Source organism: Aureimonas jatrophae, from assembly GCF_900104035.1.
Lineage (GTDB): Bacteria > Pseudomonadota > Alphaproteobacteria > Rhizobiales > Rhizobiaceae > Aureimonas > Aureimonas jatrophae.
Window position 1 is genome coordinate 423,897 of sequence record NZ_FNIT01000001.1, and the last position, 22,705, is coordinate 446,601.

General features: G+C 68.7%; 18 protein-coding genes. 6 read left to right on the top strand and 12 right to left on the bottom strand.

What is annotated here, in order from left to right; all coding sequences use genetic code 11:
* Positions 1-8: 8 nt before the first annotated feature.
* Positions 9-1,439, top strand: a complete 1,431-nt coding sequence (locus tag BLQ76_RS02115) for a sensor histidine kinase (RefSeq protein ID WP_090668154.1) — start codon at positions 9-11, stop codon at positions 1,437-1,439.
* Entirely contained in the window at positions 1,411-4,344 is a 2,934-nt protein-coding gene (locus BLQ76_RS02120) for a bifunctional [glutamine synthetase] adenylyltransferase/[glutamine synthetase]-adenylyl-L-tyrosine phosphorylase (protein ID WP_090668157.1), read from the top strand. Before BLQ76_RS02115 ends, BLQ76_RS02120 begins: the two co-directional genes overlap by 29 nt.
* Here the strand turns inward: BLQ76_RS02120 and BLQ76_RS02125 are convergent.
* Positions 4,341-6,587 (bottom strand): PAS domain-containing sensor histidine kinase, encoded by a 2,247-nt coding sequence (locus BLQ76_RS02125; RefSeq protein ID WP_244519440.1) that lies wholly within the window; start codon positions 6,585-6,587, stop codon positions 4,341-4,343. The two genes, BLQ76_RS02120 and BLQ76_RS02125, sit on opposite strands and share 4 nt — an antisense overlap.
* A 318-nt stretch (positions 6,588-6,905) precedes the next feature.
* On the bottom strand, positions 6,906-9,554 hold the full coding sequence (pepN, locus tag BLQ76_RS02130; protein WP_090668162.1) for an aminopeptidase N: 2,649 nt from the start codon (positions 9,552-9,554) through the stop codon (positions 6,906-6,908).
* Between the two features lie 221 nt (positions 9,555-9,775).
* Here pepN and BLQ76_RS02135 point away from each other — a divergent pair, with 221 nt between their 5' ends.
* Complete coding sequence (locus BLQ76_RS02135) at positions 9,776-10,714, top strand: DMT family transporter (RefSeq protein ID WP_170842467.1); 939 nt, start codon at positions 9,776-9,778, stop codon at positions 10,712-10,714.
* A gap of 16 nt (positions 10,715-10,730) precedes the next feature.
* On the opposite strand, the gene BLQ76_RS02140 is transcribed toward BLQ76_RS02135, so the two are convergent.
* The 3 genes from BLQ76_RS02140 to BLQ76_RS02150 form a co-directional block, all read right to left on the bottom strand.
* Positions 10,731-11,060: a hypothetical protein gene (locus BLQ76_RS02140; RefSeq protein WP_090668165.1), complete on the bottom strand. Its 330-nt coding sequence runs from the start codon at positions 11,058-11,060 to the stop codon at positions 10,731-10,733.
* A 146-nt stretch (positions 11,061-11,206) separates the two neighbouring features.
* Positions 11,207-12,436, bottom strand: coding sequence for an MFS transporter (locus tag BLQ76_RS02145; RefSeq protein ID WP_090668167.1), 1,230 nt, complete (start codon positions 12,434-12,436; stop codon positions 11,207-11,209).
* Between the two features lie 101 nt (positions 12,437-12,537).
* Complete coding sequence (locus tag BLQ76_RS02150; protein WP_090668170.1) at positions 12,538-13,413, bottom strand: uracil-DNA glycosylase; 876 nt, start codon at positions 13,411-13,413, stop codon at positions 12,538-12,540.
* 241 nt (positions 13,414-13,654) lie between these two features.
* Here BLQ76_RS02150 and BLQ76_RS02155 point away from each other — a divergent pair, with 241 nt between their 5' ends.
* Positions 13,655-15,283, top strand: a complete 1,629-nt coding sequence (locus BLQ76_RS02155) for an electron transfer flavoprotein-ubiquinone oxidoreductase (RefSeq protein ID WP_090669510.1) — start codon at positions 13,655-13,657, stop codon at positions 15,281-15,283.
* 24 nt (positions 15,284-15,307) lie between these two features.
* Here the strand turns inward: BLQ76_RS02155 and sbmA are convergent, their stop codons facing one another.
* Genes sbmA through BLQ76_RS21915 form a run of 4 tightly spaced genes read right to left on the bottom strand, consistent with a single transcriptional unit; the run spans position 15,308 to position 19,348 of the window.
* The gene (gene sbmA / locus BLQ76_RS02160; protein WP_090668174.1) at positions 15,308-16,546 is read right to left on the bottom strand and encodes a peptide antibiotic transporter SbmA; all 1,239 of its coding nucleotides are present in this window, start codon (positions 16,544-16,546) and stop codon (positions 15,308-15,310) included.
* A gap of 59 nt (positions 16,547-16,605) precedes the next feature.
* A complete protein-coding gene (locus tag BLQ76_RS02165; RefSeq protein ID WP_090668177.1) occupies positions 16,606-17,607 on the bottom strand; it encodes an endonuclease/exonuclease/phosphatase family protein in 1,002 nt (333 codons plus the stop codon).
* 11 nt (positions 17,608-17,618) lie between these two features.
* The gene (locus BLQ76_RS02170; protein ID WP_090668180.1) at positions 17,619-19,139 is read right to left on the bottom strand and encodes an AMP nucleosidase; all 1,521 of its coding nucleotides are present in this window, start codon (positions 19,137-19,139) and stop codon (positions 17,619-17,621) included.
* A 41-nt stretch (positions 19,140-19,180) separates the two neighbouring features.
* Complete coding sequence (locus BLQ76_RS21915; protein WP_170842431.1) at positions 19,181-19,348, bottom strand: hypothetical protein; 168 nt, start codon at positions 19,346-19,348, stop codon at positions 19,181-19,183.
* A 172-nt stretch (positions 19,349-19,520) separates the two neighbouring features.
* Between BLQ76_RS21915 and BLQ76_RS02180 the strand changes: the two genes are divergently transcribed.
* Entirely contained in the window at positions 19,521-20,222 is a 702-nt protein-coding gene (locus BLQ76_RS02180) for a glutathione S-transferase family protein (protein WP_090668187.1), read from the top strand.
* On the opposite strand, the gene BLQ76_RS02185 is transcribed toward BLQ76_RS02180, so the two are convergent.
* Genes BLQ76_RS02185 through BLQ76_RS02195 form a run of 3 tightly spaced genes read right to left on the bottom strand, consistent with a single transcriptional unit; the run spans position 20,219 to position 22,050 of the window.
* Positions 20,219-21,295, bottom strand: coding sequence for an acyltransferase family protein (locus BLQ76_RS02185; RefSeq protein WP_090668190.1), 1,077 nt, complete (start codon positions 21,293-21,295; stop codon positions 20,219-20,221). The genes BLQ76_RS02180 and BLQ76_RS02185 overlap by 4 nt on opposite strands.
* Positions 21,296-21,300: 5 nt before the next feature.
* Positions 21,301-21,633: a DUF2147 domain-containing protein gene (locus BLQ76_RS02190; RefSeq protein ID WP_090668193.1), complete on the bottom strand. Its 333-nt coding sequence runs from the start codon at positions 21,631-21,633 to the stop codon at positions 21,301-21,303.
* 57 nt (positions 21,634-21,690) lie between these two features.
* Complete coding sequence (locus BLQ76_RS02195) at positions 21,691-22,050, bottom strand: DUF2147 domain-containing protein (RefSeq protein WP_090668196.1); 360 nt, start codon at positions 22,048-22,050, stop codon at positions 21,691-21,693.
* Positions 22,051-22,432: 382 nt separating this feature from the next.
* Between BLQ76_RS02195 and BLQ76_RS02200 the strand changes: the two genes are divergently transcribed.
* Positions 22,433-22,705, top strand: a complete 273-nt coding sequence (locus tag BLQ76_RS02200; RefSeq protein ID WP_090668198.1) for a hypothetical protein — start codon at positions 22,433-22,435, stop codon at positions 22,703-22,705.

The following is a 22,705-nucleotide window of genomic DNA, read 5'->3' on the forward strand; positions in this document are numbered from 1 at the left end:
GGCCCCCGATGACGCGGCTGCGAGACCTCCTGCGAATGACCGCCGTCCGCTTGTCGGCGGTCTTCCTTCTCCTGTTCGCCGTGTTCGCGGCGGTTCTCCTGCTCTACGTCACCTCGACCGCTCAGACGCTTCTTCAGTCGCAGAGCCGCGCGACCATCGCGGAGGAGATCGCCGAGCTCAGCCAGATCTACGAGGGCGCCGGCATCGTCGGGCTCGTGCGCTCGATCGACCGCCGCTCGCGCCGACCCGGCGCCTCGCTCTACCTCGTGTCCGACGCGTCGGGCCGGATCCTGGCGGGCAACGTCGAGAGCATCCAGCCCGGCACGCTCGACGACCCGGGCTTCACCCAGCGCGCCTTCGGTTACGCGCGCTACTCCGAGAACGAGACCGATCGCGTCCATACCGCCGTCGCGGAGGTTCTGACGCTGTCGAACGGGATGCGGGTACTGGTCGGGCGCGACGTCTCCGACCTCGAGCGCATCCGTCTGATCGTGCGCAACGCGGTGATCCTGGCGCTGGTCCTGATGACGGTCGGCGCCCTGGCCGCCTGGGTGCTCGTCGGCCGCACGGCGCTCCGGCGCCTGAACCGCATGTCGGCATCCACCGCCCGCATCATGGCGGGAGATCTCCATGAGCGCTTGCCCGTGGACGGCTCGGGCGACGAGTTCGACCGCTTGTCGGCCAACCTCAACCTCATGCTCTCGCGCATCGCCCTCTTGCAGGAGGGGCTGCGTCAGGTGTCCGACAACATCGCCCACGACCTCAAGACGCCGTTGACGCGACTGCGCAACCGCGTGGAGGCGGGCCTGTCCGGCAGCGCCGACGAGCCCCGGTCGCGCCAGGCGCTGGAAGGGGCGATGGCGGAAGCCGACAACATGATCCGCACCTTCGACGCGTTGCTGATGATCAGTCGCGTGGAGGCTGGCTCCCACCCGGCGATCAAGACCCGCGTCGATCTGGCGGAGCTCGTGGCGGGCGTGGCCGAACTCTACGAGCCGCTCGTGGAGGACGATGGCGGCCGGCTGATCGTCGAGACCGACAGCCTGCTTCCGGCCGTCGTCAGCCGCGAGCTGATCGCGCAGGCCGTGTCGAACCTCATCGACAATGCCCTCAAATACGGCGAGACGCCGGAGCGCGCGCTTGTCGTGCGTGTTCGCGTGCGGCAGTCGGGGAGCCTGATCGAGCTCTCGGTCTCCGACAACGGGCCTGGCATTCCGACCGACAAGCACGACCGCGTTCTGGAGCGCTTCTTCCGGCTCGACGAAAGCCGCACCAAGCCGGGCTCCGGCCTCGGCCTGTCCCTTGTGCAGGCGATCGCGCGCATCCATGACGGAACCTTGCGCCTGAGCGACGCGGAGCCCGGCCTCGAGGTGACGCTGAGCTTCCCGGCAGGCGAGGGGGAGGGAACCGATGGAGAGGGCGAGCGGGGCAGCGTCTGAACTGCGGATCGGGGGCGGTCTGCCGCTGTCGGCCTATGACGCCGATCTTGCCGCGCGACGAAGCTCGGAGCTGGCGGAACGGGCGGCGGAGACGGGTTGCGATCGCCTCGCCGACTGGCTTCGGTCCGCCCGGGTCGATGCGCGGCTGGCGGCCGTTTGGTCGCTTTCGCCCCACCTCTTCTCGATCGCGCACGCCCATCCCGACTGGCTGCAGCAGCTGTTCGACGAGGACGCCGGCGCCCGCGTCGAAGCGATCATTGCCGGACTGGCTGTGCCGGTTATGGATGGCGCCAGCGAGGCCGAGGTCATGACGCAGCTGCGGCGCGCCAAGGCGGAGGCCTCGCTTCTCGTCGCGCTTCGCGATCTTCTCGGTGCCGCCACGCCCGATCGAACCTGCCGCGACCTTTCGGCCCTCGCGCAGGCCGCCGTCGGCCATGCGATCCGCTTCCTGGCGCTCGATCTCGACCGGCGCGGCGCGCTGCAACTTCCGGACCGCGCGGACCCCGAGCGGGGGCTTGGCCTCTTCGCACTGGGCATGGGCAAGCTCGGCGGCGCGGAGCTGAACTACTCCTCCGACATCGATCTGATCCTGTTCTTCGATCCCGATGCGCCCGCGGTCATGGACCCGGCGGACAGCGTCGAGACGTTCGGCAAGCTCGCGCGACGGCTCGTGCGCATGATCGGGGAGCGCACGCGCGAGGGGTATGTCTTCCGCACGGACCTGCGGCTGCGGCCCGATCCATCCGCCATGCCGCTCGCCATCCCGCTACCCGCCGCGCTGGTCTACTACGAAGGCTCGGGCCGCGACTGGGAGCGCGCCGCCATGATCAAGGCTCGCGTGGTCGCCGGCGACCGCGAGGCGGGCGCGGCCTTCCTTCAGGAGATCACGCCCTTCGTCTGGCGTCGCTATCTCGACTTCGTCGCGATCCGCGACATCCGGAACATGAAGGCACGCATCGATCAGCACCGCGGCTTCACGGGAATCGAGGTCGCCGGTCACAACCTCAAGCTCGGTCGCGGCGGCATTCGCGAGATCGAGTTCTTCGCGCAGGCCCAGCAGCTGATCGCGGGCGGCCGCGCCCCGCGCCTGCGCACCCGGCGCACCGACGAGGCGCTCGAGCAGCTGGCGGCCAGCGACTGGATCGACGCCGAGGTCGCGGCCGAGATGACGCGCGCCTACTGGTTCCTGCGTCGCGCCGAGCATGCGGTGCAGATGATCGCCGACGAGCAGACCCACACGCTACCGGACAGCGCGGACGCGCTGGAAACCGTCGCGCGCCTTTGCAACCAACCCGACGCCGCGCACTTCGCAAGCGCGCTGACGGGGCATCTCGAACGGGTGGAGCGCCGCTTCTCCGCCCTGTTTGCGGACGGCCGCGACGACGACGCGACGGACACTTTCGGCGACGACGACGCGACGCGCGAACGGCTTGCCGCGCTCGGCTACCGCCGGCCGGCCGACATGGCGCGCATTCTCGGCGGCTGGACCGAGGGACGGTTGCGCGCGACGCGCTCCGAAGCCGCCCGCGAGCCGCTCGGCCGGGTCCTGCCCCGCCTGCTCCAGAGCTTTGCCGCCGCGCCCGACCCGGACTCGGCGCTCGCGGAGTTCGACCGCTTTCTCGCGGGTCTTCCGGCCGGCCTCCAGTTCTTCTCGCTGATCGCCTCGAACCCGCGCCTCCTCGATCTTCTCACGCTGATCGTGACCTCGGCGCCCGAGCTCGGGCGCACCATCACGGCGCGGCCGCACGTCTTCGACGCACTGCTGGAGCCCGCCTTCTTCCGCGACGTGCCGGGCGCCGACGCGCGGCGCCGGCAGCTTGCGGTCTTTCTGGCCGAGGCGACGTCGCTCGAGGAGCGCCTAGTGCGGCTGCGCATCTTCGCTTCGGAAGGCCGCTTCCTGATCGGCGTCCGCCTTCTGTCGGGCGCGATCGAGGGGCCGGCGGCCGGCGAAGCCTTCACGACGCTGGCGGAGGTCGTGATCGAGGCCGTGCTGGACGCGGTTCTGACCGAGTTCATGAAGGCGCACGGCGAGGTCGCGGGCGGACGCGTCGCCGTGCTCGGTTTGGGTCGGCTCGGCTCGCGCGAGCTGACCGCGAGTTCCGACGTCGATCTCATGCTCCTCTACGACCATGACGAGGGCGCCGAGGAGAGCGACGGCCCCCGGCCGCTGCCGGTTTCGACCTACTACATGCGCCTCACCCAACGGCTGATCGCCGCCCTGTCCGCACCAATGGCGGAAGGGTTGCTCTACGCCGTCGACTTCCGGCTCCGTCCGTCCGGCAACAAGGGTCCGCTGGCGACCCATATCGACGCCTTCCGGCGCTACCAGGCGGAGGCGTGGACCTGGGAGCGGATGGCGTTGACGCGCTCGCATCCGGTGGCGGGGAACGAGGCGCTGCAGGTGGACATCGTCGCGGCGATCCGCGAGACCATCGCCGCCCACCGGGACGATCCGCTCCTGTCGGACGACGTGGCCGACATGCGCGCGCGCCTCGATGTCCAGAAGCCGGCACGCGGGCTCCTCGATCTGAAGCGGCTGCCGGGCGGACTGACCGACCTGGAGTTTCTCGCGCAATGGGCGATCCTGACGGGGCGCGCGCCGCTGGAGGCGGTGGGGCGGCCAACGGGTGAGGTCCTGCGCCACCTGCGACCGGAGGATCGGGCGGGCCTCGCCCTCGAGCCGAGCGACGCGATGGAGCGCCTGACGCGGCTCGTGCAGCTTCTCCGCCTGGGAACCGGGACGGCGAACCGCGTGGCCGACCTGCCGCTCGGGCTGGCGCGACGCATCGCATCCTCGCTCGATCTCGCCGAGCCTGCCGCCATCGAGACCGAAGTCGCCGACACGGCGCGGGGCGTGCGCGAAATGTTCTCGGCGCTGCTGCCGTTCGATCCGAAGCTCGGCTAGGCGGCGCGCCGAATCTCGGCGGCCGGAGCGGCCGCCTCGGCCTCCGCGCAGGGAAGGCGCAACGACACGACCGTGCCCTTGCCGGGTTCCGAGGCGATGCGCAGCGTGCCGCCCTGCAGCTCGATCAGCGAGCGGGCGATGGCCAGGCCGAGCCCCGTGCCCTTGTTGGTTCGCGTCAGCTCGTTCTCGACCTGCTCGAACGGGCGTCCGAGGCTGCGCAACGCCTGGCGCGGAATGCCGATGCCGTTGTCGCGGATCGTCACCAGCGCCCGGTCGCCGACCTGGCGCAGGCGCAACTGGACCGCGCCGCCGGGATTGGTGAACTTCACCGCATTGGCGATGAGGTTCAGAAGGATCTGCTTGGTGGCCCGCCGGTCGCCGATGAGCGGCAGATCCTCGGCGCAATCGACCTGCATCGCGATGCGTTTGCGCTCGGCCAGAACCTCGACGATCTTCGTGGTCTCGTGGACGATGGCGGGCAGGTCGACGCGCTCGCTGGCCAGCACCATGCGCCCCGCCTCGATCTTCGACATGTCCAGGATGTCGTTGATGAGCTTCAGGAGGTAGTGGCCGCTCTGGTGGATGTCGGCGGCGTATTCCGTGTACTTGCCGTTGCCAATCGGCCCGAACGAGCCGTCGCGCATGATCTCCGAGAAGCCGATGATGGCGTTGAGCGGCGTGCGCAGCTCGTGGCTCATGTTGGCCAGAAACGTGGTCTTGGCCTGGTTGGCGCTCTCGGCCCGTTCCTTCTCGATCAGGAAGTTGCGGTTGAGATCGGTCAGCTGGCGAGCCTTGGCCTCGGCGTCGCGGCGCGCGCTGGAGAGGTCGGCGATCGTAACCATCAGGCGACGCTCGGAGTCCGACAGGCGCTCCTGGTGAACCTTGAGCTGCGTGATGTCGGTGCCGATCGACACGTGGCTGCCGTCGGCCAGCGTGCGCTCCGAGACCTGAAGCCAGCGCCCGTCGGCCAGCCGCGTTTCCGTGGCGCGCTCGCCGAGCACGAACGAGGGCGACGTCAGCTTGCGCTCCTCGATCGGGCGGCGCGCCTTGGCGCGCACCTCGTCGAAGCCGGTGCCCGGCTGCACGTCGGCATCGCTCAGCCCGAACACCTCCTGGTATTTCGAGTTGCACAGGACCAGCCGGTGATCGGCATCCCAGAGAACGAAGCTTTCGGAGATGTTCTCGACCGCGTTCTGGAGGCGCGTGGTCGCCTCGTCGGTCATCTGGGCGAGGATGTGGTTCTCGCTCACGTCCACCGCGACGCCGATCAGGTGGATCTCGTTGTTCTGGTTGCGGACGATCTCGGCGCGGGCCCGCAACCAGAGGAACTGGCCGTCGGCACGGCGCATGCGGAAGGACCGCTCGATGTTGCCGCCCTGCGCGGACGCGACCTGGCGAGCGAACTCGAAGAACGAGCCGTCCTCGGGATGCAGCAGCGCCGCGACCTCGGCGAAGGACAGGACGTCGTCGCGCGGCTCCATGCCGAGGATCTCGTACATGGACCGCGACCAGTACATGCGCCCGCGCGCCAAATCCCAGTCCCACAAGCCGCAACGACCGCGCGAGAGCGCGGTGTCCACGCGCTGATGCTGTTCCATCAACAGGCGGCTCGCCTGGCTGGCCTGCGTCGCCTGGCGGAAGTAGGCGACGAGGATCGCGAGCAGCACGAGGCTCGTCAGGCAGTAGAGCGTGACGCTGATCGAGACCGAGCGGCGCCACCCGGCGTAGAGCGAAGCCTCGTCGCGCAGAAGAAGGACGCTGCCGAGCGTGCCGCCCAGATGGGCCGCTGCGGCCATCGCCGGTTCGCGCTCGAACAGGACGGGCAGGACCCCCGCGCGCTCGCCGAACACCATGAGCGGCTGCGAGTTGCCGACGAGCCGATCGACGTCCTGACCGATCATGCGCTCGGCGCCCGGCGTCGCGGTGAGAACGCGCCCGGTCGGATCCAGCACGAGACCCATCATGCGCCGGTCGTTGAGGAAGGGGGAGAGAACGTTCGCCATCAGGGCTTCGGCGCGCTCGTTCGCGGGAAGCCCGTCGATCAGCGACGCATCCTCGGCCCGAACGAGACTGGCGGCCAGTCGCAGCTCGGCCTGCGCCCGGTCCTCGATCGCCCCGCGCTCCTCGACCAGGGCGACGACCCAGCTCAGCGCGAGGACGCCCAAGAAGAGCACAACGAAATACGGGAGTGCCGCACGCAGGAAGGGCTCGAACTCACCCAGCCGGGCCGCGTCGAGCCGCAACCGGAACGAGTGCCGCTCATCGGTCCCTGCCGATCTGCCGGAAAAAAGCGACGACGTCGCTCGTTCCGGAACGCTTGCCGCGTCCAGCCCCATTCACCGACCCCTCGAATGTCGATCATTGGATCCGGGCCGCCACCCGAAACCTTACCAACATTCAACCAGCCGACGACTCACTTGTCCAGCAAGCGCGGGGCACGCAAACCGCCCCCGCGCAAGCCGCGAGGGGCCGTGTTGCCCGTCTTACACACCGTTTTTCCACGTGTTTCGCCGATCAAGGTGAACGAATGGTAAACGTAAATATTTATCGATCCGCGAGATTTAATTCAGGCTTCGGACGACGATATCGGCGAGGTCGCGCGACAGGCCGGGGGTGGCCGCGAGGTCTTCCAGCGCCGCGCGCGCGTGGCCCTGACGAACCGGTTCGAAGGCGCGCCACGACCGGAACGCTGTGGCAAGACGCGCCGCTGTCTGCGGATTGACCGGATCCAGCCGCCGCAACTGCTCGGCGACCCAGCGATAACCCGCACCGTCGGCTCGGTTGAAGGCCCGCTGGTTGCCGGTCGCAAACCCGCCGATCAGCGCTCGCGCGCGGTTCGGATTGCTGAGCCGGAACAGGGGATGCTGCGCCAGCGCCTCGACGCGCTCCAGCGTATCGGGCCGAGGCACCGTTGCCAGCAGCAGGAACCACTTGTCCATGACGAGCGCGTCGTCCTCGAAGCGCTGGAAGAAGCTGCCGACGGCTTGCGTGGCCAGATCGCTGTCCGGAAAGACGTGCGCCAGGACCGTCAGCGCCGCGAGGCGATCGGTCATGTTGTCGGCGTCGCGATAGCGTCGTGCCGCGCGCTCCGGCGAACCGTCGGCCAGCGACAGCGGCAGGAGAAGCGCGTTGCGCAGGGCGCGGCGTCCTGCGCTCGCGGCATCCGGCGAGAAGCCGGCATCACCGCCGAGCGTCGCCTCGACATGGCTCAGCCGTTCCGAACCGGTGCGGGCGATCTGCGCCAGGACCGCCTCGCGCACGGCATGGACCCGCTCGGGGTCGACGTCGCGCCCGATCAGCCGCGCGATCTCCGCTTCGCCGGGCAACTGCATCATCTGGGCGCGCAGGGCGGGCTCAAGTCGCCCGTCCTCCACGCTCGCGATCAACGCTTCGGCGATGGCAGGATCCGTGGCACCGGCCTCGGTACCACCCGCCTTCGCTCCGTCACGCAAGCGTTCGCCGACCAGATCGGTCAGCGCACGCCAACGACCGAACGGATCGGGATCGAGCCGTGCCAATGCCAACCGGTCGGCTTCGGCCTGCGCATGGAGCAAGGTCACGGGTGCGGAGAAGCCGCGCAGGACGGAGACGAGCGGACGCTCGGGCAGGTCCGCGAAGACGACGCTCGCACGCGGCTCGGTGAGGAGAATGACGTCACCCTCGACCTCGGCGCTGCCGGCTTCCGGCACGGCCTCGATGTCCCGGCCCGCCCGGTCCACCAGGCCGAAGCGGATGGGGATCACGAGGGGCGCGGTCGGGGTTCCGGCCGAGCCGGGCGCGAGCGATTGCGAAAAGTCCAGCGTCAGGCGACCGTCCGCAAAGCTCTCGCGCACCTCCAGCGTCGGCGTGCCGGCCTGGGCGTACCAGCGCGAGAACTGCGACAGGTCGGTCTCGCCCGCCTCCTCGAAGCAGCGGATGAAGTCCTCGATCGTCGCGGCGTCGCCGTCGTGACGCGCGAAGTAGAGATCCATCCCGGCGCGAAAGCGCGTCTCGCCAAGGATCGTCGCGATCATGCGCACCAGCTCCGCGCCCTTCTCGTAGACGGTCGCTGTGTAGAAGTTGTTGATCTCCCGGTAGCGCGTCGGTCGCACCGGATGCTGCAACGGTCCCTGGTCCTCGGGGAACTGATGCGATTTCAGCGTATGCACAGAAGCGATCCGCTTCACCGCGCGCGAGCGCTCGTCGCTCGTGAACTCCTGATCGCGGTACACCGTCAGACCTTCCTTCAGGCAGAGCTGGAACCAGTCGCGGCAGGTGATGCGGTTGCCGGTCCAGTTGTGGAAGTACTCGTGGGCGATCACGGTCTCGACACCCTGGTAGTCGCCGTCGGTCGCCGTGTCGGGGTCGAGCAGGACGTACTTGTGGTTGAAGACGTTGAGACCCTTGTTCTCCATCGCCCCCATGTTGAAGTCGCCGACGGCCACGATGTTGAAGACGTCGAGGTCGTATTCCAGGCCGAAGCGGCGTTCGTCCCAGACCATGGAGCGCTTCAGCGCGTCCATCGCGTAGCCCGCCCGGCTCGATAGGCCCTTCTCGGTATAGATGGTCAGCCGCACGTCGCGGCCCGACCGGGTGCGGAAGCGCTCCTCGATCGGATCGAGGTCGCCGGCCACCAGCGCGAACAGGTAGGAAGGCTTCGGGAAGGGGTCGTCCCAGACCGCAAAATGCCGGTCGTCACCCAGCGCCCCGGCCTCGACCGGGTTGCCGTTGGACAGGAGAACCGGCGCCGCGCGGCGGTCGGCCTCGACGCGAACGCGATAGGTCGCCAGCACGTCGGGTCGATCCAGGAAGTAGGTGATGCGCCGGAAGCCCTCGGCCTCGCATTGCGTGCACCAGACGCCGTTCGTTCGGTACAGGCCCATGAGCTGGGTGTTGTCTTCCGGGCGAAGCCGCGTGCGCACGGAGAGCTGGACGGCTTGCGCCGCGGTCGCCTCGGGAAGTGCGACACGGAGGCGGTCCGGCGAGACGTCCAGCCGGTCGCCCGCGATGTCGAGCCCGTTCACCGAGGCGGACACGAAGTCCAGCGCGTCGCCGTCGAGAACGAGCGGGCTGGCGGGATCGGTGCCCTCGCGCCGCCGCAGCGTCGACACCGTTTCCACGAGAGCCTCGTTCTCGAAGAGCTCGAAGCGCATCTCGACATGCTCGATCAGGAAGTCGGTCGGGCGGTAGTCTTCCAGCCGGACCACCTGTCCATCGTCGCTGCGCGCCATCGAAGCTCTCCTGTTGGGTTCTCTGTCACCCGTCCGTTACCGCTCCGGGCGCCGGATGCCAATCACGGGTGCCGGGATCGCGATCACGGGTCATGTCCCGAGCTAACCATAAGTTTCACGGATCATGCGGGAAGCGGGTCGACCCACCGGGATGCGGGGCGTAAGCGGTGGCCGAACGTTCCCGCTCCCGTTTCCTGACGCCGGACGCCATGGCCCTCGCGATCGATTCCTCCACCACCAGCCCGATGCTGGGCATCGCGCTGAAGGTCGTCTCGGTGGTCGTGTTCGTGGGGATGCAGACCGCCCTGAAGGCGACGGGCGACGCGTTTCCGGCCGGACAACTCGTGTTCTTCCGCTCGTTCTTCGCCCTCGTGCCGGTGATCATCTACCTGATCTGGCTGGGAGACCTGCGCGGCTCGCTGCACACCGACGATCTCGGCGGTCATTTCCTGCGCGGCGTGATCGGGGTCTCGTCCATGGGCTGCGGCTTCTACGCGCTCGGTCGGCTGCCCTATCCCGAATGGATTGCCGTGTCCTATGCCTCGCCGCTGCTGACCGTCGTGGCCGCCGCGGTGTTCCTGCGCGAGACGGTGCGGGCCTATCGATGGGGCGCGGTGCTGATTGGGCTGATGGGCGTGGTGGTGGTGGTCGCGCCGAACTTCACCTTGAGCACCGACAGCATCGATGCCTCGCAGACCGCCGGCATCCTGGCATCGCTCGCCGGCGCGGCGATCGCGGCGGTCGCCATGATCCAAATCCGGCGCCTCGTGCGCACCGAGAAGACCGCGACGATCGTGATCTACTTTTCGCTCACCTCGACGATCATCTCGGCGGCGACGCTGGTCTTCGGCTGGACGTGGCCGACCTGGCCGCAGGCGGTGCTCCTGGTACTGGCGGGCCTTTGCGGTGGGGTCGGGCAGCTTCTGCTGACGGCGTCGTATCGCCATGCCGACACGTCGACCATCGCGCCCTTCGAATACACCTCGATGATCCTGGCGGTCGCGGTCGGCTACTTCCTGTTCGGCGAGGAAGCCAGCGGAACGACGCTGCTGGGAGCCGGCATCGTGATCGGGGCGGGGGTGTTCATCATCCTGCGCGAGCACCGTCTCGGGCTCGAGCGGCGCGCGGCCAAGCGCGTCAGCCCCGGCGCGGGGGGCTGACGCGCGTCAGACGGCGTCAGTAGCCGTAGGCCGAGTTCTTGTCGTTCGGGCTGTAGTTGTAGATCGCGGCATCCGAACCGGGGACCGAGAGCGGATCCACGACCTTGCCCTCGCGGGCGACCGTCGGCGAGTCGCCGGAACTCAACGGGCGATGGTTCGGCGCGCCGTAGGTCGAGGACATGGCGGGGCCGCGCATCGCCGCGTGATGCCGCATGGGCATGGGATGCTTGATCATGCTGGCATGATGCATGGGCTTGCGATGGTGGGTCGCGGGCTCGGCCGCCGAAGCGGCCCCGGTGGCCAGGGTGCCGAGCACGAGACCGGCGAGAATCAAACGGGTGTTCATCGAATTGCCTCCCAAAAGGCGTTTCCGCTGGGAGCGCCCGACCCTTGCCGGACGACGCGGCGGACATGACAAGACCTACAATGCACGAGATCGTGATCGCGTTCGGGCCGAACCGTCAGCTTGCCAAAGTTTAATCCGCGGCGCCCTCAGGCCAGCTCGCGGCGCAGCGTCTCGGGCGTCGTGATCGGCACCGGGGCGACCGACGCCGTATCGGCGCGCTCGGCGGCGGGCACGACGTCCGGCCTGCGGAGCATGCGCCAGGCTGCGTAGGCCGCGAACCCGACATGCGACGCGCCGGTCGCCAGAAACAGGCCGCGCGGCCCGAACGTCTCCATCAGCCAGGCCGCCAGCATCGGTCCCGCCATGGTGCCGAAGCCGTAGAGGATCAGAAGGCCGCCCGAGATCTTCACGAAGTCGGTCGGCCGGGCGAAGTCGTTGGCGTGAGCGACCGCCAAGGAATAGGCGGGATAGATGACGCCCCCGATCACGAAGGCGATCGCGAACAACGGCAGGTGCGCACTGCCCCAGACGAGGAGGCCCGCCAGCGCCGCCGACAGGCCGATGAGGCCGGCGAGCACCATGACGAGGCGACGGTCGACCCGGTCCGACAAGCGCCCAAGCGGAAACTGGAACACGAGCCCGCCGCCCATCGTGGCGACCAGCAGGGTCGAGATCTCGGCGGTGGACAGGCCGACGCGCTGTCCGAAGACCGGCGCCATGTTGGTCCAGGCGCCGGACAGGACGCCCGACAGCGTGACGCAGACCACGGCGGCGGGCGAGTTGCGCCAGATCATCCGCAGGTCGAGACGGGCCTGCACGAGGGGCTTGGGGCTCGGCGCGCGGGACAAGGCGTTGGGGATCACCGCCAGCGCATAGAAGACCGCGCAGAGCATGAACGCCGCCGGGACGCCTTCGCCAACCTTCGGCAGCGAGAACTGCCCGGCCATCATCGCCGCCATCGACACGGCCATGTAGAGCGAGAAGACGAGGCCGCGCGTCTCGTTGGTGACGCGCTCGTTCAACCAGCTCTCGATCACCATGTAGGCGCCCGCGATCGCGAAGCCCGAGACCGCGCGCACCGGGATCCAGCCGAAGGGCGAGACCCAAAGTCCGTTCAGGAGCACGCAAACCGCGAGAAGCGCCGCGAGGCTGGAAAAGGTGCGGATGTGGCCGGCGCTTTTGACGAGACGCGGTGCGACAAGGCAGCCCGCCGTGAACGCGATGGCGTAGGCCGTGCCCATGAGGCCGATCTCGTAGGCGTTCCAGCCCTCGCTCGCCGCCCGAACGGGCATGAGGATACCCTGCAGGCCGATGCCGACGAGAAGAAAGAAGGTCGACGTCAGAAGCGCGACGATCGGAAGAAGATGGGCGCCCATGCGACGGCTCGACAGAAGGAGGATCGCCGCCTCGCTAGCCTATCGAGCCGGACGGCGCGAGCGTCCTAGCGCCGTTTCATGTCGGCGATTCGACATGGGTCTCATGCGCCGGCGGCGTCGACCTCCGCGAGCTTGGCCTGGAGCGAGAGAAGGTCGCGCCAGGATAGCCGCTTGTGGGCGGGCTGCCGCAGGAGATAGGCTGGGTGCAGCATCGCCATCGCGGGGATTTCGGTGCCGTCCGCCAGCCGCAGGCTCGACCACCGCCCGCGCGCGCGCATGATGCCCTCCTCGATGTGGAGAAGCGCCTTGGCAGAGGGCGAGCCGAGGCAGACGAGGACGCGCGGGCGCACCAGCTCGATGTGGCGCAGCGTGAACGGCAGGCAGATCTCGGTCTCGGCAGGCGTCGGCGTCCGGTTGCCGGGAGGGCGCCAGAACACGGTATTGGTGACGCGCACGGCGTCGCGCTCGAGCCCGATCGCGGCCAGCATGCGGTTGAGCAGCTGTCCCGAGCGTCCCGTGAACGGCTCGCCCACGAGATCCTCGTCGCGTCCCGGCGCCTCGCCGACCATCATCAGGCGCGCATCCGGCCGGCCGCTGGCAAAGACCAGCGAGCGAGCCGAGGCGCGCAGGGCGCAGCCCTCGAACGCGCGCAGCGACGCTTCCAGCTCGTCCAGCGTCTTCGCCCGCCGGGCGCGGGCACGGGCGTCGTCGGCGGCCGCGTCGTCGCTCTCGAAGGCCAGCGCGGGACGGACCGGGGGCGGGGGTGGCTCGGCGCTCGCGGACGGACGCCGGTCGACCGGCAGCGGGGCCGCGGCCTCGACGGCTCGGGTCGCCGGCGCGGCGGGGGCGGGGCGGGTCCCGGCGGTTTCCGCGAAGCGGTCGCGCGGCGTCTCACCCGCGAAGTCGCGCACGCCGACCGTCTCGTACCAGGCCAGAAGGGCCGCGATCACTTCGGCCGGTGGGGACGCAACGCTCATGGCGCCGGTCTAGCACGAAACCGCAGCGCTCGCATGCGGTGCCCGGACGGCGAGCGACACTTTGACGTTTACGTAAGAATGAAGCAGCGGGAGGGTGTCGCGTCCCCGATCCGCCCTGTATGAGCAAGGGTCATACCGGAACGATTCCAGACGGGGCGTGCGCGTCCCGCGACCGCGAGCGGAGGAACGGCATTTGAGCGAGTTGGCGTCCGAACACGAAGCGGTCCCCGAGCGCGAGTCGATGGAGTTCGACGTCGTGATCGTCGGGGCCGGGCCGGCGGGCCTCTCGGCGGCGATCCGCTGCAAGCAGGTGAACCCCGACCTGTCGGTCGTGGTGCTGGAGAAGGGGGCCGAGGTCGGGGCCCATATCCTGTCCGGCTGCGTCCTCGATCCGTCCTCGCTCGACGTGCTGCTGCCGGAATGGCGCTCCGAGGAAACGCCGATCCGCCAGCCCGTCACCGCGGACCGCTTCTTCGTCTACGGGCCGGAAGGGGCGGTGCGACTGCCCAACGCCCTGATGCCGAAGTTGATGAGCAACGAGGGCAACTTCGTGGTCTCGCTCGGCGAGGTGTGCCGCTGGATGGCGGCGAAGGCCGAGGCGCTCGGCGTCGAGATCTATCCGGGCTTTGCGGCAACCGAGCTCCTGACCGACGCCGACGACACCGTGGTGGGCGTTGCGACCGGCGACATGGGCATCACGCGTTCGGGCGAGCCGGGCGGCGCCTACCAGCGCGGCATGGCGTTGCTCGGCAAGTACGTTCTCGTGGGCGAGGGCGTGCGCGGTTCGCTCGCCAAGGAGATCGTCGAGCGCTACGGGCTCGCCCATGGGCGCGAGCCGCAGAAGTACGGGCTCGGCATCAAGGAGTTGTGGGAGATCGATCCCGCCAAGGCGCAGCCCGGCCTGGTGCAGCACTCGTTCGGCTGGCCGCTGAACCTTGAAACCGGCGGCGGCTCGTTTCTCTACCATCTGGAGGGAAACCGCGTTTACGTCGGCTTCGTCGTCCACCTCAACTACAAGAATCCGTACCTGTCGCCCTTCGAGGAGTTCCAGCGCTTCAAGCGGCACCCCGACATCGCCGCGCTGCTCGAGGGCGGCCAGCGCATCAGCTACGGTGCCCGTGCCATCTCGGAAGGCGGCTGGCAGTCGGTGCCCCATCTCGTGTTCCCCGGCGGGGCGCTGATCGGCTGCTCGGCGGGCTTCGTGAACGTACCGCGCATCAAGGGCGTCCACAACGCGATCTCGTCCGGCATGCAGGCGGCCGAGGCGGCGGCGGCGGCGATTGCGGCGGGTCGCTCGGCCGATCGGCTCTCGACCTACGAGGACGGATGGCGGGACTCGCCGATCGGGCGGGACCTGCGGCCCGTGCGCAACGTCAAGCCGCTCTGGTCGCGCTTCGGCACGGGGCTCGGCGTGGTTCTCGGCGGCATCGACATGTGGTGCAACCAGCTTCTCGGGCGTTCCGTCTTCGGGACGCTCGGCCACGGCAAGACGGACGCCGAGTCCACGGAGCCGGCAGCCAAGCACCGGCCGATCGACTATCCGCGCCCCGACAACAAGCTGACCTTCGACCGGACGTCCTCGGTGTTCCTGTCCAACACCAACCACGAGGAGGACCAGCCGGTGCACCTCGTGGTGAAGGACATGGCGCTGCAGAAGCGGTCCGAGCACGACGTCTATGCGGGGCTCAGCCAGCGCTACTGCCCGGCCGCCGTCTACGAATGGGACGAGACCAACGCGGCCGACCCGCGCTACGTGATCAACGCGCAGAACTGCGTGCACTGCAAGACGTGCGACATCAAGGATCCCAACGGCAACATCCGCTGGGTGCCGCCGCAGGGCGGCGAGGGCCCGGTCTACGCCTCGATGTGAGGGCTCTGGCCCGGCCCGCGCGGATCACTCCGCCGGCTGGGCCATGGGTGGGGCGGCGGGCGCGGGAAGCTCGCCGTCGATGACGCCCTCGAAGGTGCGCAGGCGCTTGTAGATCGAGATCAGCTCCACGATCGTCGTCCAGCTCATGACCAGGAACTGGAACGAGGACCGCACCTGCCCGAAGGCGTTCATGATCTGGTTCATGACGCCGAGCGTGATGGCGCCGACCGCGATTGTGGGCGCCAGGATCAGGAACGGGAAGATCACGTCCGCCTGAAGGTACACGTACCGCGCGACGTTGAAGTACATGTAGTGGAAATACAGTCGGAAGTAGTTGTGCCGCACGTCCGCGAAGAGTGCACGGACCTCGGGCGGTCGAGCGCGGTCGGAGTGGTCTTCGCCCATGACGAGTTCCTTGCGGTAGGCCGCCTCGACCTTCTGGTTGCGGAACTCAAGACCCGGCAGCTTGATGCCGACAAGTGCCAGGAATGCCGTGCCAACCACCGACCATAGGATGGCCGCGACGACCAGCGCGTGAGGTACCTCGCCGATCAGCGGCAGCGTCGTCACAGACGCGGACAGGCCGACGAGGATCGGCAGGAAGGCAATCAGCGTCATCACCGAGTCGATGAGGCGCACACCCAGCGTCTCCATCGTGGTGGAGAAGCGCATCGTGTCCTCCTGGACGCGTTGCGACGCGCCTTCCACGCCTCGCAGCTTCGACCAGTGCGACATGTAGAAGTCGTTCATCGCCTCGCGCCAGCGGAAGATGTAGTGGCTGACGAAGAAGGCGGTCAGCACGCTGACCGTCACGCCCATGATGGCGAGGCCGCCGAATGTGTAGACGATGCTGTTGACGATCTCGCCGACCTCGACGGGTCGCGACTTCGAAAGCGCCGCCTGGATGATGTCGTAGAACGGGCCGTACCAGTTGTTCACGGCGACCGAGATCTCAACCTGAAAATAGGTGATGAAGAGGATCAGCGCCGAGCCGAGGATCGACCAGTTCTGCCAAGGGTGGTTCGCGATCACGCGCCAGGCCACGTAGAAGAGCGCGACCGCGACGGCGAAGTAGCCATAGAACCAGAGGAACGAGCCGGACCAGAACGTCTGGATTCCGACGTCACCCTCGGCCGGCGGCGCGAAGCCGAGATCGCCGCCGAGGCCGCGCGCGAAGCCGTACCAGAGCGCGACGCAGAGCAGCGTCCAGCCGACGACGGACAGAAAGAAGGCGCGCGGACGTGGAAAGAACGAAACGAACATCGGCCAAAAGGTCCCCGGGAGGCGGGCGCATCATGGCAGCGCCGACCCGGCGCCGCATGTTAATTCGCGTTCACGCTTTCCGCGACGCGGGCGGGCGCCGCCGGATCGGGCGCATCGTCCGCGATCGTGAAGCGCAGCAGCACCGGCAGGTGATCCGAACTCGTCGGCGCGAGCGTGCGCATCTCGACGACGCGGATCTCGCGGGAGGCCAGGATGTTGTCGATCGGCAGGCCGAACAGGTCGGCGGGCACGGCGGGCAGCGCCGCCAGCATGAAGCTCGGCCCGATCCCCGGCACGATGCGCGCGCCCGCGGCCTCTGCGACGGTTCCGACCGAGGCGCTCCAGGGTGCTGCGTTGAAGTCTCCACCCAGCAGCGTCGGAGCGGGCAGCTTCGGGAGGATCGGCTCCAGACGCCGTACCTCGCGCCATTGCGTCCGCGGCCAGGGCCAGTCGAGATGCAATGCCGACACCACGACGCGGCGTCCGTTGAAGTCGATCGTGCGCGTCGCGAGCCCGTCCATCGGACGGCACAGCGTGATGCCCGGAGACACGAACGGACGCCGCGACAGGATCGCGGTGCCGCCGTCGCCGTAGGTGCCGCAGTAGTGCTGATACGGGTAGGCCGCTTCCAGCGTCTGGAAGCTGTCGCGCCATTCCCGGGTGACCTCCTGCAGGGTCACGATGTCGGGGCGCATTTCGGCGATGGCGCGGATCGCCGGCGCGTGATCGGGCGCGTCATAGCGCAGGTTCATCTGCAGCATCGTATAGACCGCGCCGCTCGCGGGGGCGGGCTCTGCGGGCAGCACGAAGGGCAGGGTCGTAGCCAGGCCGAGCGCCGCGCCGGCGCAGGCGACCAGCGCGCCGATCCATCGCCGAGCCAGAAGCAGCGCGACGCCGACAAGGGCCGCCAGAACCGCGAGGTGGAGGCGGAAATGGGCGACGCTGTCGAGCGCGTGAACCTCGGCGCCCGCAAACGACGCCGCGATGGCGATCGCGAGGATGAGACCGACCATCAGAAGAAGGCCGCCCGCGAGACGGACGGCCGGGGAGCGATGCGGCACGGCGGCGGGTCCTACTGGAACGCGGTCTCGAAGAAGGACCGCAGCTTGCGCGAATGCAGGCGCTCGTGCGGCATGTCGGCCAGGCTCTGCATGGCGCGGATACCGATCTCGAGGTGCTGCGAGACCTGGCGCTTGTAGAAGTCGGTGGCCATGCCCGGCAGCTTCAGCTCGCCGTGCAGCGGCTTGTCGGAGACGCAGAGTAGCGTGCCATAGGGAACGCGGAAGCGATAACCGTTGGCCGCGATCGTGGCCGACTCCATGTCGAGCGCGACCGCGCGCGACTTCGACAGGCGCTCCACCGGCTCGCGCTGGTCGCGCAGCTCCCAGTTGCGGTTGTCGATGGTGGCGACCGTGCCGGTGCGCATGATGCGCTTCAGATCGTAGCCCGACAGCCCGGTGACCGAGGCCACTGCCTCCTCCAGCGCGACCTGGACCTCGGCCAGCGCCGGGATCGGGACCCAGACCGGCAGGTCGGCATCGAGCACGTGATCCTCGCGCACATAGGCGTGGGCGAGCACGTAGTCGCCGAGCGCCTGCGTGTTGCGCAGGCCTGCGCAGTGCCCGAGCATGAGCCAGGCGTGCGGCCGCAGGACCGCGACGTGGTCGGTGATGGTCTTGGCGTTGGACGGGCCGACGCCAATGTTGACGAGGGTGATGCCCGACTGGCCGGCGCGCGCGAGATGGTAGGCCGGCATCTGCGGCAGGCGCGGCACGGCCAAGCCGCTTTCGGCGTGCGAGGCGCCCGCCCGCGTCACGACGTTGCCGGGCTCGACGAAGCAGTCGTAGCCGTGACCGCCTTCCGCCATCCAACGACGCGCCAGCGCGCAGAACTCGTCGACATAGAAGCCGTAGTTCGTGAACAGGACGAAGTTCTGGAAATGCCGGGGGCTCGTCGCCGTGTAGTGCGCGAGGCGGTGGAGCGAGTAGTCGACGCGCTGCGCCGTGAACGGCGCGAGCGGCATCGGTTCGCCCGGAACCGGCTCGAAGTTGCCGTTGACGATGCGGTCGTCGGTGGCGTCGAGATCGGGCACGTCGAAGATGTCGCGCAGCGGCTTGTCGAGCCGATCCGCCGAGGCACCGTCGACATGCGACCCCTCGGGCAGCGCGAAGTGCAGCGGGATCGGCGTCTCGGACGGGCCGACCTCGACCGGCTGGCCGTGGTTGCGGATCAGGAGATCGAGCTGCTCGCCGAGATAAGTCTCGAAGAGATCGGGACGGGTCACCGTGGTCGCGTAGAGCCCGGGACCCGGCACGAAGCCGAAGGACAAACGGGAATCGACGCGCGCATGGCCGACGGTGCGAACCGAGACCTGCGGGTAGAAGGCCCGGAAGCGCCGGCTCGTGTCGCCGGTTCGTAGAACCTCGCGAAAGCTGTCCACCAGGAACTGCGTGGCCGCGTCGTAGAGCCGACGCAACTCGGCGACGGCCTCGCCGGCCTCGAAGAAGGCGCGGGCCGGCGAGGGGGCCGGCGATACGGTTGCCGGAAGGGCCAATGTGTCGGGGTGGCGGGCGGCCAGCGAGAGCTCGTTCATGAGCCCCTTCTAACCCATCCGGCGGGGCGCGGGAAACGGCCTCAGAGGCCGACCCGCGCCTTGCGCGGCGCGCAGACGAGCCCCGTATCCAGGCAGTCGCCGGACGCAACGATCGGGCCGCTCACGGGCCGATCAAGCCGAACCAGCGACGAGAATCCGACGGCGAAGAGCGCCATGAGAAGGGTCAGGACCGACAAGCGGATGATCACGGCGGTTCGTCCTCGTTCCGGTGCCTCGATGCGCGGAACCATGGCACGCGGGGCCTGAACCCGACCTTGCGTCGCTCTTCAGCTTCCGTTCAGACACGCGAGCGGCCGGGAACGGTGGCGGACCCCATTCGCCGCTCTAGCTCCCGCCGCGATAGCGAGACAGGAGCCCGCGATGGCACAGCGCCCGATCGAACTGCACTACTGGCCGACCCCCAACGGCTGGAAGATCAGCATCATGCTGGAGGAGCTTGAGGTCCCTTATGAGCTGAAGCTCGTGAACATTGGCGCGGGCGACCAGTTCAAGCCGGACTTTCTGCGAATCGCACCCAACAACCGCATGCCCGCCATCGTCGACCCGGACGGGCCGGGCGGCGAGCCGATCTCGGTGTTCGAGTCGGGTGCGATCCTCCAGTATCTCGGCCGCAAGTTCGGCCGCTTCTATCCGACCGACGAGCGGGCGCGCGTCGCCTGCGAGGAATGGCTCTTCTGGCAGGTCGGGGGCCTAGGACCCATGGCGGGTCAGGCCCACCACTTCCGCCAATACGCGCCGGAGAAGATCGCGTACGGCATCGACCGCTACACCAACGAGTGCAACCGCCTGTACGGCGTCATGAACCGGCGGCTCGAGGGGCGCGACTATCTCGCGGACACATACTCGATCGCCGACATGGCCTGCGTCGGCTGGATCGTGCCACATGCCAACCAGGGCCAGAACCTCGACGACTTCCCGAACCTCAAGGCCTGGTTCGAGCGGCTCAACGAGCGCCCGGCGGTGAAGCGGGGCCTGGAGGTCGGCAAGGCCGAGCGCGAGCGCCTGAACCTCTCGCAGGACAAGAACGCGCAAAGCGTCCTGTTCAACCAGCGCGCCCGCTAGCGCTTGAACAGAAACACCGCCGCGACCACGACATAGACGGTCGCATAGATTCCGGCCCCGCGCGCGAGCGCCTGGGGCCGGGCGCGATCGAGGCGGGCGCGCAGTCGCCGGTAGATCGCAAGGTCGAGGAGACCCAGCGGAACCGAGACCGCCAGCGACAGCGTCACCGCCAGAAGCCAGAGGATGAGCGGCGGGGCCTCCATGCCGCGCATCACCACGAGCACCACCGGGACGTGGCAGAGATAGAGCGCGTAGCTCCAGTCGCCGAGCCGGGTCGCCAGGCGTGCGACGAGACCTTCGGGTCCCGAGCGGGGCGGAGCCGACAGGGCGAGGCCCACCAAGATCACGCCGACCAGCGAGGCGAGAAGCCGGCCTGCGGTGAAGCCGAAGCCGAGAAGCAGCATGGCGAGCCCGGCCGCCACCGCGCCGAGCGCCGGCTGGAACAGGCCTCGACGGACGAGGTCCGGCACGAGAAGTCCGCCTGCGAAGGCTGCGTTCGCCGCCAGGAACGGCAGATCGACGATCGTGGGAACGAGTGTGGCCTGGCGCAACTCCGGGAGCCAAGCGGCCGCCACCAGGATCACCGCCAGCCAGCCGAGCGCGAAGAGGCGCAGGCGCCGCGCCCCGCCGAGCGCGGCGAGCGCCGTGAGTGCCATGTAGTAGAAGAGCTCGAAGATCAGCGTCCACTCGACGCGCAGGCGATAGGAGCCGTTGTCGCCGATCGGCACCAGCGAGAGGGCGCGCAGGTCGACCGACACTCGGCCCGTCACGAGCGGTGGCAGGAGCAGCGAGGCGACCAGGAAAGCGGGGTACAGTCGTGCGACGCGATGCAGGAGGAAGAGCGGCGGCGCGGTGCGCGGCAGCAGTTCGGCCATGAGCGCGCCCGAGATCGCAAAGAAGATCGCGACGCCCAGCAACCCGAACGTACCGCCGAAGATCGCGGACATCGTCGCGTCGCCACGCTCGGCGGCAAGGTAGTGCGAGGCATGATAGAGCAGCACCATCAGGGCTGCGACGGCGCGCAGCCACTGGATGTTGCGCTGGCGCGGCAGGGGCGCGGCGGCGTTATCCAAGCGCTTCAGCGCGTCCAGGATTGGGAGCGGCAGAAGACCTTCGCGACGCAGCCCGTCAGCACCAGCCGATCGCCGGCAACCTCGGCCCGGCCGTCATAGGTCTTGTCGGTCGACGGGTCGGTCACGGTCCCCGTATACTGCGGGCCGGCGCCACTCATCCGGCCGACGCTCTTGCCCTTGTAGCGGCCGCTCTCGACACGACCGCAGAAGCCTCCGGGACACGGTGAGTAGGTCACGCGCGCGCCGTCGGACACGCGCCATTCGCCCAGTATCGCCTCGGCGCTTGCCAGCGATGCCGTGCCGAACGTCATCGCCATTGCGAGAAGAATCCGGGTCATGGGCGGCCTTCCTGGGATCGGGGGGCCGTTCTGCCCGATCCTGGCGCCGCGTCAACCTCAGATGCGAGACAGGGACTGGGACCGGCAGATCAATCCGCCGAGGACACAGCCGGAGACCGAGAGCGTGTCGCCGCTCAGCTTTCCCTTGCCGCTGAACTCCTTGCCGCCGCGCGTGTAGTCGGTGACCGTGCCCTCATAGGCGCCCGCGCCGGTGGCGCGCATGCGCCCGAAGGTCTTCCCCTTGTTGGGGCCGTTCACGTAGGTCAGGCAGAAGTCGCCGCCGCAGGGCGCGATCGTGGCATCCGAACCCGACGGCATCTTCCAGCGACCCTCGATCGGGTCGGCGAGCGCCGCACCCGTGGCGGCCAGAAGGGTCATCGTGGCGAGCGCCGTCGCAAGCCGGTTCGTTCTGCGCATCGTGGTGATCCTCCCCAAGACGGCGCCGCGCTTCGTGTGGCCGGGTCGCCGTTGACGAAGACGTAAGCGGAAACGCCGCATCGCGGCAAGTGGATCTCCCTCCTGCGAAACAGGGGACACAGCGCGCGGTATCGAGCGGAACAGATGCTTGTGGAAAACTACGGGCGCGCCGCCGCAACCGAGCGGCTCGAAGCGGCACCCGCAACGCGCGAGCCCCGCTACGGCAGGCGTTCGCGCGCAGGGTGGCCTCGACCTTGCCGAAGCGTGAACGTCCGCTTCAGCTTCGGTTAGGCAACCCCCTTAAATTGCAGTCAAATTTTACGCGTCACTCTTCATCCAACGCCCGAACAACAAAGGGCGAAGGATCAGGAGAGCGACAACCATGGCACGGTTCGACATTCCGCATGCAGACTTCGGCACCGCCCTCGTGGCTCCGCTGCCGATCGGCGAGGCCCTGATGGAGCGGGGCCTTTCGGCCGCAGCCGGCCGCGAGGGCCCGGTCGACCTCGTATCGGCGCACATGTTCTTCAACCTGGCCGACCAGATGGGCGCCGAAGACGCCGCCTACCACCGCGCCGAGATCGCGGCCTCGCTCACCAAGGCCGAACTCGGGCGCGCCCTTCGGCAGGCCCGCGAGTGGCTCGTTCAGCACTGA

Bases quoted from the DNA above. Each gene is read 5' to 3' on its own strand.
- BLQ76_RS02115 (WP_090668154.1), top strand. From the start codon at position 9: ATGACGCGGCTGCGAGACCTCCTGCGAATGACCGCCGTCCGCTTGTCG.
- BLQ76_RS02120 (WP_090668157.1), top strand. From the start codon at position 1,411: ATGGAGAGGGCGAGCGGGGCAGCGTCTGAACTGCGGATCGGGGGCGGT.
- pepN (WP_090668162.1), bottom strand. From the start codon at position 9,554: ATGGCGCGCAGCGACGATGGACAGGTGGTCCGGCTGGAAGACTACCGC.
- BLQ76_RS02140 (WP_090668165.1), bottom strand. From the start codon at position 11,060: ATGAACACCCGTTTGATTCTCGCCGGTCTCGTGCTCGGCACCCTGGCC.
- BLQ76_RS02145 (WP_090668167.1), bottom strand. From the start codon at position 12,436: ATGGGCGCCCATCTTCTTCCGATCGTCGCGCTTCTGACGTCGACCTTC.
- BLQ76_RS02150 (WP_090668170.1), bottom strand. From the start codon at position 13,413: ATGAGCGTTGCGTCCCCACCGGCCGAAGTGATCGCGGCCCTTCTGGCC.
- BLQ76_RS02155 (WP_090669510.1), top strand. From the start codon at position 13,655: ATGGAGTTCGACGTCGTGATCGTCGGGGCCGGGCCGGCGGGCCTCTCG.
- sbmA (WP_090668174.1), bottom strand. From the start codon at position 16,546: ATGTTCGTTTCGTTCTTTCCACGTCCGCGCGCCTTCTTTCTGTCCGTC.
- BLQ76_RS02170 (WP_090668180.1), bottom strand. From the start codon at position 19,139: ATGAACGAGCTCTCGCTGGCCGCCCGCCACCCCGACACATTGGCCCTT.
- BLQ76_RS02180 (WP_090668187.1), top strand. From the start codon at position 19,521: ATGGCACAGCGCCCGATCGAACTGCACTACTGGCCGACCCCCAACGGC.
- BLQ76_RS02190 (WP_090668193.1), bottom strand. From the start codon at position 21,633: ATGACCCGGATTCTTCTCGCAATGGCGATGACGTTCGGCACGGCATCG.
- BLQ76_RS02195 (WP_090668196.1), bottom strand. From the start codon at position 22,050: ATGCGCAGAACGAACCGGCTTGCGACGGCGCTCGCCACGATGACCCTT.
- BLQ76_RS02200 (WP_090668198.1), top strand. From the start codon at position 22,433: ATGGCACGGTTCGACATTCCGCATGCAGACTTCGGCACCGCCCTCGTG.